An 18,923-nucleotide genomic window follows, 5' to 3' on the forward strand; every position below is an offset into this window, starting at 1 on the left:
CCATCTTATTGAAATACTTTCTTAAATTGTTTTGCTATTTCATCTTGTTCTTTCTCAACTGTTTTCCAATCAATATTTAATACTGGAATCTCTTCTACATTCGGTCTATTTTCAGCTTTTATATCTTTTCTACCTGGCAACAAATACGCTTTAGAAACTTGTTTTTGCACATCATCTGATAATAAATAATCAATAAACTCTTTTGCACCTTCTACATTTTTACTATCCTTCATAATGCCTGCTGCACGTGGACTAATGACTGTTCCGCTTTTTGGATATACGATATCAACCGGTTCACCCTTTGCTTTTGCACTGTACGTCATATAGTCAACACCCGCAATTACCATATCTTTCGCACCTGTTACAACTGGGTCTAATGCTTCTTGGTTTGCCCCAGCTACTGTAACTTCATTTTTCTTAAGCTGTTCAAATAAATTCCATCCATCTTGTCCATTTTTTTTCACATATCCTGTTACAAAGTCTAAAGCTGAACCTGAAAGTGCTGGATCGGGAAGATTCACTTTCCCTTTCCATTCTTCTTTCGTTATATCGCTCCAATCTTCAGGTGCTGTCTTCACATTTTTTGTGTTATACACAATTCCTAATGCTGAAGCACTATATCCAAAATAATGTCCTTTATCATCCGACCATTCAGAACGAAGCTTATCAGCTTGTTTTGCTTCTTTATAAGCTAACGTTTTCCCATCTTTTTTTAATCCTTCCATCGCTGGTAAAGAAGCGAGTACGACAACGTCAACGACTGGATTTTTCTTTTCAGCCTCCATTCTTGCTAAAATCTTACCTGTTGTTCCTTGAAACATTTCTACTTTTATCCCTGTTTTCTTTTCAAAGTCCTTTTGAATTTTTTCTGCTAATCCTTTTGGTCCTGCACTATATACAACAATTTTCTTTTCATTAGCGTTTTTATTTTTTGCATCTGCACTGCCTGTCTTTGAGCTACAACCTGTTACTACAGCAGAAAATAGTAAAGTACATACAAATAAAGACTTAAGCGAACTGAATTTCTTCATACGATTCTCCCCCTATATGATGAATACATTTTTTTGGTACATATAACGATACTGGTTTCCCGATGCTTAGCTTACTATTGTGATAAGCTGTCCATACACCGAGTGTCCCCATGTTTACTTTCACTTCATAACGTTCTCCTACATATGTAACGTGCTGAACTTCACCGGTATACATTTCGCACAAGTCATTTTTTGTCCAGCTCACATGCTCTGGACGAATCATTTTTTTCCCCTCTACAAGCCAATTTGCCTTACCAACAAATTTGGCAACAAATTCATGAGACGGTTTCACATAAATATCTTCTGGTGTTCCTTTTTGTAATACTTCTCCTTGTTTCATGACAATAATTTGGTCTGACATTGACATGGCTTCTGTTTGATCGTGCGTTACATACAATGCCGTTAAACCAATGGAATGAACGATGTCCATAAGCTCTATTCGCATTTCTTCTCTCAAAATTGCATCGAGTGCACTTAGCGGTTCATCGAACAAAATAAAATGAGGTTTCGTTACAATTGCTCTAGCAAATGCGACACGTTGCTGCTGTCCACCTGAGAGTTCATGCGGATATCTTTTCTCCATACCTTGCAAACGAACTCGCTTTATCGCATCTTCTACCTTTTCTCTTAATTGATTTGTTTGCTTTGTAGCCCTTAACCCAAATGCAACATTTTCAAAAACAGTCATATGCGGCCATAAAGCAAAATCTTGAAATACCATACCGATATTCCGTTCATGAGGAGATGTTTTTATCTTTTTAGCAGAAGAATACATGCACTTATCTCCAAAATATATTTCACCTTTATCCGGTTCTTCAAGCCCTGCAATCATTCTAAGTAAAGTCGTTTTCCCGCATCCTGAAGGTCCTAAAAGTGTGGTGAATTCCCCTTTTTTCATTACAATCTGTAACGGCTTTAACGCCTGCGTTTTTCCAAATGCCTTTTCTAATCCATGAATTTTAATATCCATCGTTTCACCTCTCTCCCCTCATTATTAACCTGCTTTCATTCTATCTGGAAGATTTATACTGAATGTTAATGTACTGTAAAGATTAAATTAAAAAATCTCTAATAAACTATTTATTTCTATAGATTTTTTCTATAGTTAGAAGAAAAAGGGGCCAACTTATAATGAATCTCTTAAAATTAGAAATTGTAGTGCTTATTAAGAAATACAAAAAGCTTACTATCGTTGCAGAAAAACTTGGCGTTAAACAACCTACTATTACGTTTCATATAAAAAGCTTAGAAGAGGAACTTGGTGTGCCTTTATTTGAATTACGTTCTGGAAGGTATTTCTTAACAGAAGCTGGTGAGGCGTTGCATCATTATGCTTGTAAAATAGATGCACTTATGAAAGAAGCTAGGCGGGTCACACAAGAGTTTAAAGATTTTAATAAAGGCGCTATAACAATTGGTGCTAGTTATGTACCAGCGACTTATCTTTTACCAGAAGTTGTTCACCAATTTCAATGCGAATTTCCAAATATAAAAATAACACTCATAGTAAAAACAGCTCCTGAAATTCGAACGATGCTACAAAATCATGAAATTGATCTCGGGGTAATTTCTGCGGCACCGTTTGACGAACCACTTCTAAAACAAATGAATGTAATGCCTGATACACTTGTTCTTGCCTTTTCCAAAGAACATCATCTTTCTAAAAGAACAAATGTATCATTACAAGATATCGAAAAAGAACGTATATTATTGCATCGTAACCCATCTACAACGAGAGATTTACTTACACAATGGACGTTAGCACATAACATCTTCTTTCAATCAGAAATTGAACTAGATTCATTAGAAACGATGAAACAAATTTTAAAATATGGTAATGGCGTCGCTTTTATTTCTAAACTTGCTATTGAACAAGAAATACAGCGAAATGAGCTATGCTATATACCGATCCCCGATTTTGAATTTCAGCGTAATATTTACACCATTCATCATGAGGACAGATGGAATTCTAAAATCATTTCTTTTTTACTACATAGCATTACTTCTTTTGCAGCAAAAAATTAAAAGGCTGTCGTTATACACGACAGCCTTTTACACTATAACTCTATTTATTTTTCTTTTCCTCAATTTTTGCTTGTGCCTCTTCAGCCTTATCTAATGCTTCTGAAACTTTTTTCTCTTTTTCTTTCACTTCATCTATACTATCGACAGCTTTAATAAGTTTATCGATTCCTTCTTCTTCTACCTTTCTACGCTTTGCCACTCTTTCATTTACTTTCTCTTCCACATCTTTTGCTTTTTGAAGCATATTCTCTGCATTTGATGTCACAGCTTTTTCAAGTGCATCGTCTTTTTTCTTTTGTAACACTTCATTTGCAATATCTTTCGTTTCTGCATACTTGCCGTCTTTTAATGCTGTCGCACCTTGATCTAGTAACTGAGCGACTTCTTTATATGCCTTCGCTTCATTTCCTGATTTTTCTTTTTCCGCTTTTTCAAACCACATAATCGCATCACTATATTTTTCATTTTTCAATGATTGCATACCTGTTTCAATATATGTGTCGTAATTACTACATCCAGTCATTACGACTAACAGAAAAAGCATAACAAAACTTAATTTTTTCATGATGTTTTCTCCTTTTCTTTGCCTGCTCACTTTACTGTAACATACATGAAAAAGAGTTTCAAAAACTAAAATACTAATTCGGTCATTTTTATTCCGTTAAAATTTTCCTTTAAGCTGAAACATTCACTTTTCTTTTCGCCATATGCTGCTTTACTCCAACTAATACAACTAACAATAATCCTCCGCCTATTGTCATCATAACAATGCTAGTAGGTAACATATCTAATAATAATCCATATACAATCATACCGAGCGGTGCGATTGCAGTAGCAATTGTTTCAAGTAGGCCGAACACACGCCCTAAATAGCTCGGATCTGTCGTCTTTTGCATATGTACTTGCATCGGAATATTTACAATCATAATTGATATACCAGTTAACATCATAAAAGCAATATAGTAAATAAAACTTGCTACTTTCGGAATGGTAACTAACAACGGGAAGACTGTACATAAACTCAAACCCGCAAATAAAAACAGTCCACTATAAATAGAACGAAACAGATTATTCACTTCTTTACGCACTGATAAAGCAATCGCACCCATTAACATCCCGACTGCTAACATTCCCTCTACAGTACCGAGTTGCTTTGAAGATAAATGCAATGTTTGGACGATAATGTATGGAAGTGCAACGGTTAGCCCACACGCAAAAAAGTTTACCCACAGTGCTATTTTCATTAAACCATATATTTCATGCTGTCGTTTTACATATGAAAAACCTTCTTTTATACTCGTCAAGAAATGCTCTTTACTCTCAGCCACTTCTTTTTTATATAAATCAAATACGATAAATAATTGCAAAATAACTGCTAAAAAGAACGTAATGCTATTTAACAGAAAGAACGACTGAATTGAAAAGAAACCAAATACAACTCCGCCAATAATCGGTCCTAAAATATTTGATAAAGAAGATGCCGTTTGATTTAAAGCACTCGCTTTTTGAATACGCCCTTCATCTACTAAATTAGGAATAGACGAAGTTAATGCTACAGAATAAAAACTTGCACAAATTGATAATAATGCCGCTGAAACATAAATAAACAGAAGTGATGGCCCAAATATAGTAGCAAGAATAAACATAATAAGCATCGTTAAGCTACTTAATAAATCCGTGCCAATGACAAGCCATTTTCGATTAACACGGTCTGCTACAGCACCTGCAATTGGGCCACAAATCATCCTTGGAAGTGATCCACAAACGAGCGTAGTTGCAAACCCCATCCCTGACCCTGTTGTCTTTAATACGTATAACCCCATTGCGAACGTATAAATACCCGCTCCTAGCAAAGACGTCATCTTTCCAATCATCATTAAAATAATATTTCTCGTTGCAATCTTCATTTTTGAATCATTTGGAACTATACTTACATCCCCCATTATGACACTCTCCCCTTAAAAGTTAAATTGTGTTAAACTTATTATATAATCAACTTTCCAATTTTTACAACAAAAAAAGTTTAATTGTATTTAACTTTTTATTATAAAGGAGCAATTATATGGCTACTCTCGGCGAAAAAATTAAAACATTACGAAAAGAAAAAAAGCTTACGCAAACCGAACTAGCAGGTTCGGAACTGACAAAAAGTATGCTTAGTCAAATTGAAAATGGAAAAGCTACACCTTCTATGAAAACATTACAATATATCGCTAATAAACTTGGATGTGAAACGAGTTTTTTACTAGAAGAAGATGATGCAGAAATCGTAGAACTTATTCAAAAAATGGAGCAACTTATAAAAGCTAATAAATGTGATAAGGTGTATGAAACTTTACTTCCTATCGTTCAAAAGGAACTCCCTCTCACTTTAAATACTGCCCGATTATATAAACAATTTATTACTGGAGCAGCTATAATGAAAGATTGCAACATTGAATCTTTCGTTGAAAAAGCAACTTCTATTTTTGAAAAATATACTTTATACAGAGACAGTACTGAAACAAAATTAACATTCTCTTATACGTTATTCTCACGTAAAAAGTATGAGGAATGTTTGCAACTTATTGCTCGTATTCGAGATGATTATGAAGCGAACCATTTAGAAATGGATCTTATTATACATATCAGATTGTGCTTAAAAGAAGCCATTATTTTACTCGCATGTGGCAACTATGAGGAATGTGAAAAAATCATATTAGAAGCATTAGCATTTTCAAAAAAACATCAAGTGTATTATAAAACAGATGAATTTTATCGCATATTATCTTATCAAAAAGTCATGACGGCTGATAAAGAACAGTATTTACATTACATTAAGAAATCTGAGCAATTCGCCATTTTTACTGAAGACACTTTATCCGTTGCGATCGTAGATATATTAAAAGCGTATTACTACAACACGATTACTAAAGAATATACAATTGCATTAGAACATGTAGAACAATTTCGAGAAAAACTAAAAGACGAACCGATTTTCCAAGAGGATGGATTGTATTACCTCGAAACCGGAAAAGCTTTGTACGGATTAAAAAAATACGAGGAAGCTCTGAAAGCTTTTCAACATGCTAAAATACCAGATTATATGATGCATCCACTTGATCAAGCATGGCTTACAACGGCAGGTGCATATCGTGCCCTTTGTTATGTAAAACTTAACGATAAGCAAAGAGCTCTTGAAGAAGCAACAAAAGCAGCTCAAAAGATACAACCTTATCCTGATTCCATCTTCTCTTCATTTATTAAAGAAACATTACAAATAATACAAAAACTTTAAGAATGTCTCGAAATGGTATATTATTCCTCTTTTTTAGCAAAGATAATAATGATGGGAGGAATATAAATGAATATACAACGTGCAAAAGAGCTTTCTGTGTCATCAGAACTTGCTAATGTCAGTTTTCAGGGCATGCCTGTTACGATTCAACACGTCGACGAAAGCAACGAAACCGCCCGCATATATGAAGTGAAAAATCCAGGACGCGAATTAACAGTTCCAGTTAATAGCTTAGAGGAAATATAAAAAATGCCACTTCTTTTTTTGGGAAGTGGCATTTTCTTTTATTATATATTTCATCACTAGTTTTTCCTTTTTAGTAAACCGTACAGCCCAATACAAATTACAATTAGACCTACTATGCCAAAAGCCAGTTTCTCAAATAAATCTCTTGTTTCATGACTCCTAACTTCTACTATACTTTTGTTTTGTCGTTCAATTTCATTTTGGTCTGTTTCTACTCGCTCTCCATATACTAACAATCGATATTTACTAGATGTATATGGTTCACATGTAAGTAATGTAACTCTATCTTCTCCTTTTATTACACTCAATTTATCAACTTGATTTGGATCAATTATCTCACGCCCAATTACTTTATAAACAAGTTGCTTCCCTAGTACACTGACATAGAATGTGTCGCCATCAGCTAATCGATCCAGGTGGCGAAACATCGTTGCGCCGTGATATCCACGATGTCCTGCTAATACAGCGTGCGTATCTTGTCCACCGATTGGTAAAGAAGTCCCTGCAATTTGTCCGATCCCTTTACTCAAGTTATCTTGACTTTCTCCTACGTATAATGGTAATTCTTCATCTATTTTCGGAATTGTAATTGTACCAAATACTTCATCTTTATTTATAAAATCTAACTGTTCGTTATTTACTTTTATATCATGAACAAATGGATCATTCATTTTAAAAGTAGTTCTACCTAATAAGCTATTATATGCTTCCATCCTACGAAATTTCTCATTAACATCTTCTACTTTTAAATTATCAACCATTTTTTCATAACGTATTACTCTTGTTTTATATACATAATTGTTTATATAATTAGCAACCGTTGGGTATATAAATAATGAAAACCCTACGAGGAACAATAATAAACTTATAAATCCCCTTCTCACACACTCACCACTCAATACATACTATTTTCGTTTTTTTAAATAAATCATTAGAAGGACGATACAAATAATAACAATAGGAAAAACGATCATCCAATCTTCTAAAATGAAAGGTTTTGAAATCATTTCTTTTTCTCCAGCATCATATGGAACCCGGTGTCCTCTCACTAATAACCTATGTGTATTCACTCCATAAGGGGTGCATGTAATTAACGTTGCATAATCTTGACCTTGTACGACTAATAAATCTTCTGTTTCATTTGGTAATACAACTTTTATTTGATCCACCTTATAGGTAAGTATTTTATCTAATGAATGAATATAAAATATATCGTTCTTTTCGACTTTATCTAAATGAGTAAACATTATTGATGAAGGTAAACCACGATGTCCCGTTAAAACTGTATGTGTATTTTCTCCGCCTACTGGTAATGAGGATTCATTTAATTGTCCAATTCCACGGCTTAGCACTTCTTCCGTCGTCCCTTGATAGATTGGAAGGTTCACATCTATTTTTGGAATCTCTATATATCCCATAACATTTCCGATATTTAACATATCTACAGTAGAACCTTTATGTTGATCCTCCTTTTCACGAAAAGGATCTGAAAATGTTTGCGTCGTATTTTGAACCTTCTTATTATACTCTCGCGCTTCTGTTTCTTTACGATCAATCTCTTCCTGCTCCAACTTCTTTACCGCTTCATCGTACGTGCTTACTTCTGAATAGTGTGTTCTCGTTGCAAACCAATTACTTACAGTAGGATATAGAAATATACTTAATCCTAGTAAAAAAATACTTCCAAAAATAATATTTCGTTTCATGACATCCTCTTTCACTACGGATAAAATGTGGAAAAGAGGAAAGCGTATGCCTTTCCTCTTCTCAAAACTCAATTATTATAAACATATAAATTAAGAATTCTTTACAGGTTTTTTTCTAAAGAAAATAAATGTTGCTACCGCCATTAGTATAAGGCCCACTACCGTGAAGAGAATTGTACCCATACCACCTGTTGCTGGAATAATCCAACCGCTCTTATTATTCTCAACTTGTAGCTCTATTTTTTGATGTTTTTCATCAATTGTAATATCAATCGGATCTCTTAATTTTTGATATTGTTCTACTGCACCGTCTTTATCTTTATACTTTGGTGCTTCCGTTTCAACAACTTGATATTCACCGTACGGGATTTCATTCCATGTAATAATACCATTTGCATCCGTTACATCGTTCATTTCTTTCCCATTAATTTTTATAACATTACCTTTTTTATCTTGTAATTGGAACTTCGCACCTTCTAATTTAAGCGTCTTATCCTTACCATCAACTTTTTCAATTTTAATATTTCCCGTTGTCGGTGTGACCACCACTTCATTAGATGGATTTCCATCTTTTTCTGATGAAACATCATCTTTGTTTACAAAATCAAGTACTGCTTTGTTCGGAATTTTCATTCCAGATTGAACATCGCTTTTAATTTTCGCAGTAATTTGTAAATGAAGCTCTTTTCCATTTATTTTTGAAAAATCTTCAATCGTAGCGGTTACTTTTTGGCCTTCTACAACTACTTTTACACTATCATCTTCAACTTTCTTTCCGTCAACCATAACAATTGGTAGGCCTTTTATTTCCAAACGATCATCTAAAATATCTTTTACAACATATTTTTTATATGATTTAATATCTTCCGGAAGTAGTGTTTTAATATCATACGTATAATCTGTCTCTTTATTAATTCCAGCTACTTTTGAACCGTTATTTATACTTTTAGTAATGGTAGGTTCTTTATAGTTCTTTATATCATCCAGCTTAACTACTTCACCAGATTCCTTAATAGAGAAAGGACGCTCCTCTTTACTAGTTAAATAACCTGTTGGAGCCTTATGCTCAATAAAATAATAATAATCCCCATATTCTAGCGAATCAACACGAACTTTACCATCTTCTCCTGTTACTAATGAACTCGGTGTCTTAACTTGTGTACTTGTTCCATCCTTATTCTTTTTAAATAAATGGAACTCTGCATCTTTTAATACTTTACCGGCTTCACCTTTTTTTACGAATTCTACTGAACCACGTTTTGTTTCATTTTTAGGGTAAATATGAACATCGTAATTTAAATCTTTACAGTCTGCACTTGTCATTGGAATATCGACAATAAAAGTAGTCTTATCCAACGCAATATGTTTTGGACCTTCAATTGCTTTTACTTCATAACGTCCTAGCGGAAGATTTGTAAAAACAGCTTCCCCTTTTGCATTTGTTACCTTTGTTATTGCAGCGTCTTTTACTGGTTTTGCATCTTCTTTTATAACAGTTCCATCATTTGAAATTTTTTCAAATGACTCAATTCGTTTAATTTCAAAAGTTACACCTTCTAAAGGTTTTGCATCTTCTGGAACAGTTTGTCCTTCTTTCCCATTACCTTCTGTAGTTGTTTTAGAACCTTTACTTTGTTCAAACTTGTGAATCGTTAAAGTACCTGTACTTTTTGATTCAGCACTAACCGTCATATTCATTAATGCCGAAAAAGCTAATACACATATTAATAATAAGCTAAAAATCCTTTTCATTATTCGTCACTCCCCTATTGTGTCTACCTTTGTTGCAAACTACTAATCTATTTCATAATCTTTCTTTTTCTGAAGAAGAAGAAAGATGTAATGAACATCAATATTCCACCAATTACATAAAAGACAATTGCTCCTATGCCACCTGTTTCAGGGATAATCCACTCATTTTTATGATTTACTATTTTTATTTTTTGGGTAGATACATCGCTAGTCACATGAATTTCAATTGGCTCTTTCATAAGCATATATCCTACTGGTGCTTGTACTTCTTTTAACATATATTTTCCAACTAGCAATGGATTAGAAATAGCTACACCATTTTTATCCGTTGTTAATTCAGATACTACTTTTCCATCTTTATCAATCACTTGAAATACTGCGCCTTCTAATTTGAGATTTTCATCGTTCGCATCTACTTTTTCAATCTCAAATTCCCCTAATGTTGGTGGTACTATAAATACTTCATTTGATACGGATTTCTTCTGATCAAACAGTAACTCCGCTTTATTTGGAATACCATCATTCGCATTGTATTTCGTTAGTATATCTGCATTTACATTAGCGTTTAGTCCTGACTTAATATGCATTGTATACGATTGATTCGCAAGATAAGTATAATTTCCGTCCTGCTTCGGTAACTCAATACTTACTTTCTTTAATTGTTCATCAATTTGCGGTATAACTTCTATTTCTTCTCCATCGCTGTTTACAAGTTTTACTTGTAAGATAGTTAAAATATCCTCTAAGTCATCCTGCAATACTACTTTTTCAAGGTTGATAACATCATTACCAAAATTATAGTTTACATGCCATGTAAACTCTTCATCTATACTTTGTAATGTCGCTTTTTCCACTTCTTTTTCATCTGCATCCGAAACCATCTTTCTTACTTTAGGTTCCTTTGCTTCCACATTCGTTTTTACATTCGGTTTTTGTGGTGGTAAATCTTCATTATCTGGTGTTTTCCCCTCAACAACCGCTATGTTCTCAATTTCTTTCGTTTTTAATGCGTCTTGCGTAACTTTCACTTTAAAAGTTACCATTCTTTCTTCCGTATCAAGCACGTCACCAAAATTTACTTTAATCGTATTATCCTCATACGACCCTGCATCTTCGTCAACTGCGTCTGTCAGTAAATTCCCATCCACTTTCATACTACCAGCTACATACTCTACACCTTCAGGAAGTTTATCCATTAGACGCATATCTTTAATAAGTCCATTTTCTACCTTATTTCGAACTTTAATTTGATACTCAAATTCATCATTGACATGAACTTTTTCTTGCCTCATATCAATAATCTCTTTCTTCGATTCTAGTTGTCCAGACAACGGGTCGACTGGTGTTTCAACTTCTGGCTTCTCCTTATCTGCCGAACTATCCGTCTCAACTATTGCTATATTCTTTACTTTCTTATTTGCCATTTCCGGTTTTACAACAATTTCAAACGTGATTGCTTTCTCTTCCTCGCCTTTAAGGTCGCCGAAATGAGCATAAATTGTTCCATCTTTTATATGTGCATGATCTTCATCTTCAACATCCGTTTGTTCCTTCCCGTTTATCTTTAACGTGTTTGGAACATATTCTACTCCTTCAGGAAGTTTATCCGTAATTTTAACTGATTTTAAGAGAGAATCTGGCACACTATTTTTAGTATGAATTGTATATTCTAGTTTGTCGCCAACTTTCAGCGTACCACCGTTTATATCTTTAGCTAGTTTAGTAGCTACTAACTTACCGTGTTTCTCTTCTCGTTCAGGTAATACTTTAACTACTACTTTATTAGAATCGTTAGCTTCAACCAGACTTCCTGTTAACTCATCAATCCCTTGAACAACAGCGATATTAGGAATTTCTGTTTCTACCTTTTCTCCCCTTAATTTCGCTTTAAATTCAACGGTTGTCTCAGGTGTTTTATCCGTATAGATTCCACCTTTCGTAGCATTTGCTCCTTCACCAATTCTTATCGTTAACTTTCTTGTCTTTGCATTATAATCAACCTGTTCTGTTTGATCTCCCGCATTCGGACCAGAAATAATTTTCACCGAATCTGGTACAAATTCTAGACGCGAATCTAAAACATCTTCAATTTTTGTATCAACAGAACTCGAATTCGGTTCAATGTTTTTCACCCGTAAACGATATGTAACTTCATCACCGGGATCGTACTTTTCTTTTGTATCTATTACTTCCTTATCGATTACAAGCTCTGGCGCTGTTGCATTTACTGCAAAGGCTAATGTATTTAATACGTAATCATCACCAGATGTCGCAGCTTTTAAACGTATTTCCTTTTGATTTTGTTTAATATATCCTGCCGGTAGCTTTATTAAATCTGCATCAATCCCTAAATTATTTTTATAATCTGGGTTAAATGTACCTGGATACTTATCTCGCATATGTTCCTCATATTCAGAAATAGTGGAATTAAATATATTACCTGTCGGATTCAGCTTATCAGTAACTTCCTTCCAGGTGTTATCTGTATGAACAAAGAGTTTATCACCTTGCCAATATCTATCTCCTTGAACAGCGAAAACAGAAACTTTCGGATCTAAATCTCCAGTTTTTGAAGCAATAAAGTTTTTCATCGTGAATTCTTTTTCACCAGATCCAGTAGCTCTTTTCAATCCACCATCATACACAGTAAATGCTTTTCTTGTTTTTGACTTATCTTTCGTGATTACTAACATGTACCAACCAGCAAAAGAATAATACCCAGAATTATATGCAAGTTTTGTATTTGGATAAGGAATATTTGCTACAGTATAGCTTCCTCCCTTTGCATTAGAAGAGTTTAAAAGCCCTGTAACATCTGCATAGTTAGAATAATAAGTACCATCAATACCGAAACCATAAAGCAAGCCACTTCCGTAATACGTATTACTTGGTGATACTTGAAAGCTCTTCCCGGCCGGTGTAGTAAACTTAACTGGTGCCACATATTGCTGTTGCGTTAATTCGTAACGTGTTGAACTCCAATATAACCCAGCCCATTCGATTTCAGCATCCTCTGGAACAGGAATATATGCTTTAGATGAATTTGTAGTTGTTGGGTCGTCATCCACATCAATTAATTCACGTGTATAACCATTCGGTGTTGTCCCGTAAGTATACGTTATATCCGAATACAATGCCGTTTGTTTCTGAGCTTCAGTAGCTTTAATACCTAAATTCACATTCCCAGTAGAATACATATCACCTTTATGAATAGATTGATAGGTTGGTGTATCAAAACCTTCTTCATCTGTAGCTTCTGCCCTTACTCTATCCATTGGTTTAAAAAACTGTAACTGCGATAATAGTAAAAATAAACTCATAACAACTACAAATACATTTAATATTTTTTTATTTTCTTTTATCTTATTGTGCAAAGAGGTCACCTCCTTAATTAAAATTCGTTAATATATTATACGAATATACTTTATACGTATTATTCTAATATAAAATATAAGATTTGTTAACAAAATATGTGATAAATTACTAATTTATACATTTTTATATAAAGATTTTTAGATTCATTATAAGTATTTAATAATAATTAAATTTCGAATGTAAAATAAAAACTTCATACTTTTTCTCCTATTTATGATATTCTACACAACACGAATTACTTAATAATTATAAGGTAATATAAAAAGATTTTATCGCTGGTTACTTACAATTAATACAAATAACATTGGAAGAGAAAAATATTCAAAAGAAACCAGCACAAGTATGCTGGATTAAAATTTGCGGCCTAAAAAAAGAAAAGAAGCCTCGTTCTTCTTTTCTTTTTATTACATGCTAAAATACAAACTATGAACTACTATTCAAGGGGGAAATTGTATGGAAAAGAATCCACAAAAAATTAATCCTTATTATGCAGTTATATTCACTTCTAATCTATCGAATGATACAACAGACTATAATGCCGTTGCTGAAAAAATGGAGGACCTTGCGAAACAGCAGCCTGGATTTTTAAGTGTAGAAAGTGCACGAGGTAATTCAGGACTCGGAATTACAATTTCTTATTGGGAATCACTCGAAGCAATTGAAAATTGGAAAAAGAACGCCTTACATAAAGAAGCGAAAAAAAGAGGCCGTGAGCAATGGTATGAAAACTTCCACCTGCGTATCTGCCTTGTTGAGAAAGAATATAAGTTTCATAGAGATACATTGTAACTATGAAGAAAAAATTAGCTCTCGTTTCTGTTCATGAAATATACGGTGTGAACGATCATATGCATCATGTTATTGACCACTTCACTACATCTCATATAGATGTATTCTGTCCTAATCTTCTACAATTACAACAAGCATTTCATTATAGTGATGAAGAAAAAGCATATCAGCATTTTATGAATCACATTGGATTTGATGATGGAAAAGAGCAAATTGAAGAACTCATTACTAGCCTTTCCAATAGTTACACACATATAGGACTTCTCGGTTTTAGCGTTGGGGCAACAATCGCTTGGCTCTGTAGTAACAATTCAAAAATAGATTTTATCATTGGGTGTTACGGTTCTCGTATACGCGACTATGCTCACGTGAAACCTTCGTGTGCTACATTACTTATTTTCCCTGAAAAAGAAACTAATTTTTCAGTATGCTCCTTAATGCAAACATTACAGCAACAAGATAATCCTTTATTAGAAATAAAACAACTACAAGGTGAACATGGATTTTTAAATCCATACACTGAAAAATATAACAAGGAATCTACAAAGCAAGCATACAAAATAATAGATTCGTTTCTTATGAAGACAATCTTATAAAGGAGCTTCATATGTCACTAACATTACTATTACTCATTTTCATAATAATTCCCTTTCTTTCAGCTTAGCTCTCATTTTTATAAACGTTAAAAAAGGGACATTCTTAAAACGTCCCTACTTACAATCATTCATCGTATGCACTTTGTTTTTTGCTAATTGGATATTATATTTAACAAATTTTTATTCATTACTACCTGAGAAAGTGAGTCAATTCATATTCCTGCCCATTTGGTTTTTCCTCTGTATTTTAGGATGTATCGTTTTCTGGCGCGAATGGAGAAATAATCGTGTGTTCTCGATATGTATCGGTTTTCTCTCATTTATTAGTTTTATTTTTGGCTTATTATTGTTAGTTCTTTCGGGAATGTAAAAACAGAAGAAAGAAAAGCCCAACATCAACTTTTCTTCCTTCTATTTTTACATTTAGATTTCACTGTCACTGATTCACAAGGTGTGTAATAAATTTGAGGTGTCGCCCTATCCACAAACATCATAAACGTAATGAAGCCGATAATAAAGAAAATAAATAACGTTAATAAAATTGCTCCTATCGTTAAAAGTATCATAACACCACCCCTATATATTTCATGTTATTACACCTTTCGCTATTACGTGAGCGTAATCCTTTTTAGAAAAAGAAACGTAACAAAATAATCACAATGACGCCTGTTAATACTGTTCCTACTAAACTACGAGTATATATTGCAACAAGAAATGTTGGAATTGCTGCGATAAGGTAATCCCACTGCACTGTCTCGTGCATAAATAATACTTGCGCTAAAAGTGCTGCTAATATCGCAATTGGTATGTAATTTAACCATTTTAAGCCCCAATCTGGAATTTGCAATTTGCTAAATACGAGAAGAGGTAATATACGTGGCACGAGTGTAACTGCTCCTGCTGCTAGTAAAAGTAATAATACGTCTAATCTCATTTCCATTTTTCAATCACCACTCCAATCGTCGCAGCTAATAAGGTTGCAATGATAACTGCTATACTCTCTGGCATAAATAAGTGTGAAACATATGCAATAATAATAGCTACAATTGCAACAGTAAGATGAATTGCTAGTTTCGGTTTGCTACTTATAAGCTGAAGAACAAATAGTCCGATAAACATTGCTGGTAACGCATAATCCATCCCGTACGTATGCGGATCTGGTATCCATTCACCAAAAAGTCCACCGATAATCGTAGCGATAATCCAATTTAAATATGCTGTTACATTAAGCCCCATCATCCACTTTTCACCTAAATAACCTTTTTGCGCTGCGTGCTGCACTGCAACACCGAAAGTTTCATCTGTAATTTGCGAACCGATGATTAAGTTTTTAAATAGAGGAATTTTCGTGAAATAGGGTGCAAGCGCAGCGCTCATTAAAAGGTGCCGTAGATTAACAAAAAATACGGTAAAAATGATTGCCGAAGCAGGAGCACCAGCAGCATACATACCTGCTAATATAAATTGAGCAGAACCCGCGTAAATTAAAGTGGACATAAAAGCAATTTCAATGATGGAGAAACCAGCTGTTTTCGCAATTACACCAGCCGCTATACCAATGCTCAAATATCCAAATACAGTTGGTAAACAATCCTTTACACCTTGTTGAAATGTATCATCACTCTGCAATGTCATATGTGCCTGAGCCTTATTCACCTTTCTCTCCCTCCATTTCTTCCATACTCCGTTTTCCTGTTACGACATGAACTAAATCTATATTTTCTCGCCATAACGTATCTAACTTATCAGCTCCAAATTCCTTTGTAATCTCTTCCACCATAATGTCGTGCCGCACATACTCCGTAGCAACGAGAACTAAAGCTGGATCGTAGGTTGTAACGGCCCATGAAGTGCTATCATTTGAGAAGTTAGCAATTAACACTTCTTCCCCATCACGTGCGATAACAGTTAAATGACCACCCATTCTCTTTTCAACAACGTGAGGCGTCATATAATTATGATGAAATGTCGCTCCTATTTTTGTTTCTGCGGCACCAAATAAGATTGAAAATATATGTACTCCTTCCGCTTCCTTTGTATGAATAAGCGGTTCAATCTCATGCACTTGATCTTCCCATACAGAAATCCATAACTCTTCCTTTGCTCTACTAATTATATTGCATATTTCTTTCAAAACACGATCATTTGAGCGAATATGCGAAATTACATCAATTTGTCGCTCCTGCTCTAAACAATTTAATTTTTGGTCTAAAAATTCAAAGGATTTTTCAAAGTCTTTTCGCATTCGATCCATTAATTCAGTAGCTGGTACTGGTACATATTTCACTGGTTCAGAAGGGACTAAATGTACTGCACCTTTATCCATCAACTTGCCAAGTACTTCATAAATCATTGAACGGGGTACTCCTGTTTGCTTACTAACTTCATAACCTGTTACTGGGGAATGTTTTAATAAACCAATATACGCTTTACATTCATATTGAGAAAAACCTAACTTTTGTAATTCTTTTATAATTTCATCCATCGGTAATCCCTCACAATCTAAATAACTCTCATTTCAAAACGATGCATTTTATATTAGTAGTTATTACTATACCTACCAATATAAAAAAGAAGACCTATAAAGTCAATTGATAATTCTGAAATTTTAAAACGAAATAAAAAGCCTTCTTGTGAAAGGCTTTTTGTACATACTATTCCACTTATTTTAACTGCAAAGTATTTGATATGTTCCCCTCCAAATGCTCACGCAAGGTTGAACCTGTATACTCTTCCCTAAACACACCTGCTCTTACGAATAAAGGAATGACTTCACTAAAGAATAAATCCAATGATTTTGGAGGTCCGCCTGGAATTGCAATAAATCCATCTAATGCTCCGGCTTCAAACCTATCCATAATTTGCTTACAAACGTCTTGTGGTGTGCCTATAGCGACCCAATGAGCAGAACCAACAACTTCTGGTCGTTCTAGTATTTTCTCAACAGTTGGTTCATTTTTAATGATAAAATTCCGTAATAATTCGGCATGTGTCTTACTGCGTACAGTTTGATTCCTACTCGGTAGCATATGTTCAGTAACCTTACTTTCTAATGGTATCCCTCTAACGTCTAACCCGAGAACCATTTCAAGTAAAGCGTACCTCTTCTCTTTTGTAAGGTGTTGATGAGCTTGCCTGTGCATTTCTAGTGCTTCTTCATATGAATCACCAATAAAGAAATATAAACCAGGCAATACACGTATATCATCTTGCTTTCGGCCATGCTTTTCTGCTCTTCTTCTTAAATCTTGACGAAGTTCGATTCCTGACTCTACATCTGGCATCGCGGCGAAAATTGCATCCGCAACAGAAGCAGCGAAATTCCGACCAGACTCTGAAGCACCAGCTTGAAATAAAGGCATTTCCCCAGAAATATGTTGCGGAACATTAAGTGGACCTTTCACCTCAAAATGTTCACCACGATGCTCAATTGGCTGTACCATTTCTCTAATTACATCTGCGTTGTCTTCTTTTAAAACTTCATAAGGATGGCTCCTCCAAAGTTTTCTTACTAAATCTGTACATTCTGCCGCTTTCGCGTATCGCTCTTCAGATGGTGGCATCCCTGTCTCACCAAAGTTTTCAGCACCGTCAATGGATGTGACAATGTTCCATCCTACTCGTCCGTTACTAATCCAATTTAAAGATTGTAGTTGCCTCGCTAGTATATATGGTGGATAAAATGATGTTGAAGCGGTCGTAACGACTCCAATTTTTTCTGTCGCATAAGCAATAGCGGTAAAAAGTAATGTCGGATCTAAAATTACATTCCCCTTATTACGTGCAATTAAATCTGGATGTGCCACTAAATAATCCGCTTTAAAAACAAAATCTAACTTAGCCTTCTCCGCCAGTCTTGCTAACTCTACTTGTTCATCGATTCCTGAATCAAACTTATTCTCTTGCTCTTTATTTCTAGAAATCAAACATAACCCAATGCAAAGCTGTTTTTTTGTAGACATATGTACACACCTTCCCCTTAGTTTTTAATTCACCTAGTTAAGCAAAGACTGATACAATCACAACGTCCATTCTTTTTAAAGAATAATGATATTGATAATGATATTGATAATCATTATCATTTTATGATGTTACTGAAATAAAAGCAACAAAAAAAGACTCCCAC

The 18,923-nt window shown here is 34.3% G+C and carries 18 protein-coding genes and 1 pseudogene; 6 read left to right on the plus strand and 13 right to left on the minus strand.

Translation table 11 applies throughout. The features are described from left to right. Nucleotides 1-5: 5 nt before the first annotated feature. Both QCI75_RS18370 and QCI75_RS18375 read right to left on the minus strand, forming a co-directional pair. Entirely contained in the window at nt 6-1,031 is a 1,026-nt protein-coding gene (locus QCI75_RS18370) for an ABC transporter substrate-binding protein (RefSeq protein WP_353760972.1), read from the minus strand. Beyond that, nucleotides 1,009-2,001: an ABC transporter ATP-binding protein gene (locus QCI75_RS18375; protein ID WP_353760973.1), complete on the minus strand. Its 993-nt coding sequence runs from the start codon at nt 1,999-2,001 to the stop codon at nt 1,009-1,011. The genes QCI75_RS18370 and QCI75_RS18375 overlap by 23 nt, the downstream gene beginning before the upstream one ends. Before the next feature lie 161 nt (nt 2,002-2,162). Here QCI75_RS18375 and QCI75_RS18380 point away from each other — a divergent pair, with 161 nt between their 5' ends. Further along, nucleotides 2,163-3,056 carry a LysR family transcriptional regulator gene (locus tag QCI75_RS18380; RefSeq protein WP_144506904.1) on the plus strand — a complete coding sequence of 298 codons (894 nt, stop codon included), beginning with the start codon at nt 2,163-2,165 and terminating at the stop codon, nt 3,054-3,056. A 40-nt stretch (nt 3,057-3,096) separates the two neighbouring features. Here the strand turns inward: QCI75_RS18380 and QCI75_RS18385 are convergent, their stop codons facing one another. Then, nucleotides 3,097-3,621: a COG3014 family protein gene (locus QCI75_RS18385; RefSeq protein ID WP_144506903.1), complete on the minus strand. Its 525-nt coding sequence runs from the start codon at nt 3,619-3,621 to the stop codon at nt 3,097-3,099. Nucleotides 3,622-3,730: 109 nt separating this feature from the next. Beyond that, nucleotides 3,731-4,999: an MFS transporter gene (locus QCI75_RS18390; protein WP_353760974.1), complete on the minus strand. Its 1,269-nt coding sequence runs from the start codon at nt 4,997-4,999 to the stop codon at nt 3,731-3,733. A gap of 119 nt (nt 5,000-5,118) precedes the next feature. On the opposite strand from QCI75_RS18390, the gene QCI75_RS18395 reads away from it, so the two are divergent. Together QCI75_RS18395 and QCI75_RS18400 are read left to right on the plus strand one after the other, a co-directional pair. Next, nucleotides 5,119-6,333 (plus strand): helix-turn-helix domain-containing protein, encoded by a 1,215-nt coding sequence (locus tag QCI75_RS18395; RefSeq protein WP_353760975.1) that lies wholly within the window; start codon nt 5,119-5,121, stop codon nt 6,331-6,333. A 66-nt stretch (nt 6,334-6,399) separates the two neighbouring features. Further along, nucleotides 6,400-6,579 carry an H-type small acid-soluble spore protein gene (locus QCI75_RS18400; RefSeq protein ID WP_144506900.1) on the plus strand — a complete coding sequence of 60 codons (180 nt, stop codon included), beginning with the start codon at nt 6,400-6,402 and terminating at the stop codon, nt 6,577-6,579. A 56-nt stretch (nt 6,580-6,635) separates the two neighbouring features. Here QCI75_RS18400 and QCI75_RS18405 read toward each other — a convergent pair whose 3' ends face one another. The 4 genes from QCI75_RS18405 to QCI75_RS18420 form a co-directional block, all read right to left on the minus strand. Further along, nucleotides 6,636-7,463, minus strand: coding sequence for a class C sortase (locus tag QCI75_RS18405; protein WP_353760976.1), 828 nt, complete (start codon nt 7,461-7,463; stop codon nt 6,636-6,638). A 21-nt stretch (nt 7,464-7,484) separates the two neighbouring features. Beyond that, on the minus strand, nt 7,485-8,285 hold the full coding sequence (locus QCI75_RS18410; RefSeq protein ID WP_353760977.1) for a class C sortase: 801 nt from the start codon (nt 8,283-8,285) through the stop codon (nt 7,485-7,487). Nucleotides 8,286-8,375: 90 nt separating this feature from the next. Next, complete coding sequence (locus QCI75_RS18415) at nt 8,376-10,037, minus strand: SpaH/EbpB family LPXTG-anchored major pilin (RefSeq protein ID WP_353760978.1); 1,662 nt, start codon at nt 10,035-10,037, stop codon at nt 8,376-8,378. A gap of 47 nt (nt 10,038-10,084) precedes the next feature. Beyond that, nucleotides 10,085-13,420 (minus strand): isopeptide-forming domain-containing fimbrial protein, encoded by a 3,336-nt coding sequence (locus QCI75_RS18420; protein ID WP_353760979.1) that lies wholly within the window; start codon nt 13,418-13,420, stop codon nt 10,085-10,087. A gap of 445 nt (nt 13,421-13,865) precedes the next feature. Here QCI75_RS18420 and QCI75_RS18425 point away from each other — a divergent pair, with 445 nt between their 5' ends. The 3 genes and pseudogenes from QCI75_RS18425 to QCI75_RS18435 all read left to right on the plus strand — a co-directional run bounded on the left by QCI75_RS18425 (nt 13,866) and on the right by QCI75_RS18435 (nt 15,167). After that, nucleotides 13,866-14,201, plus strand: a complete 336-nt coding sequence (locus QCI75_RS18425; protein WP_144505719.1) for an antibiotic biosynthesis monooxygenase family protein — start codon at nt 13,866-13,868, stop codon at nt 14,199-14,201. A gap of 2 nt (nt 14,202-14,203) precedes the next feature. Further along, complete coding sequence (locus tag QCI75_RS18430; protein WP_144505720.1) at nt 14,204-14,797, plus strand: dienelactone hydrolase family protein; 594 nt, start codon at nt 14,204-14,206, stop codon at nt 14,795-14,797. An 11-nt stretch (nt 14,798-14,808) separates the two neighbouring features. Then, nucleotides 14,809-15,167: pseudogene (locus QCI75_RS18435) on the plus strand (hypothetical protein). Nucleotides 15,168-15,192: 25 nt separating this feature from the next. Here QCI75_RS18435 and QCI75_RS18440 read toward each other — a convergent pair. From QCI75_RS18440 to QCI75_RS18460, 5 genes are all read right to left on the minus strand, one after another. Then, entirely contained in the window at nt 15,193-15,363 is a 171-nt protein-coding gene (locus tag QCI75_RS18440; protein ID WP_353760980.1) for a DUF3951 domain-containing protein, read from the minus strand. A 62-nt stretch (nt 15,364-15,425) separates the two neighbouring features. Then, a complete protein-coding gene (locus tag QCI75_RS18445; RefSeq protein WP_353760981.1) occupies nt 15,426-15,737 on the minus strand; it encodes an AzlD domain-containing protein in 312 nt (103 codons plus the stop codon). Next, nucleotides 15,728-16,432 (minus strand): AzlC family ABC transporter permease, encoded by a 705-nt coding sequence (locus QCI75_RS18450; RefSeq protein ID WP_483299475.1) that lies wholly within the window; start codon nt 16,430-16,432, stop codon nt 15,728-15,730. Before QCI75_RS18450 ends, QCI75_RS18445 begins: the two co-directional genes overlap by 10 nt. Nucleotides 16,433-16,445: 13 nt before the next feature. Then, nucleotides 16,446-17,282 carry a TrmB family transcriptional regulator gene (locus QCI75_RS18455; protein WP_353760983.1) on the minus strand — a complete coding sequence of 279 codons (837 nt, stop codon included), beginning with the start codon at nt 17,280-17,282 and terminating at the stop codon, nt 16,446-16,448. Between the two features lie 178 nt (nt 17,283-17,460). Then, nucleotides 17,461-18,759, minus strand: coding sequence for an NtaA/DmoA family FMN-dependent monooxygenase (locus tag QCI75_RS18460; RefSeq protein WP_353760984.1), 1,299 nt, complete (start codon nt 18,757-18,759; stop codon nt 17,461-17,463). Nucleotides 18,760-18,923 lie beyond the last annotated feature (164 nt).

The sequence above is a fragment of the Bacillus cereus group sp. RP43 genome, assembly GCF_040459645.1.
In the GTDB taxonomy this organism is placed as follows: domain Bacteria; phylum Bacillota; class Bacilli; order Bacillales; family Bacillaceae_G; genus Bacillus_A; species Bacillus_A mycoides_C.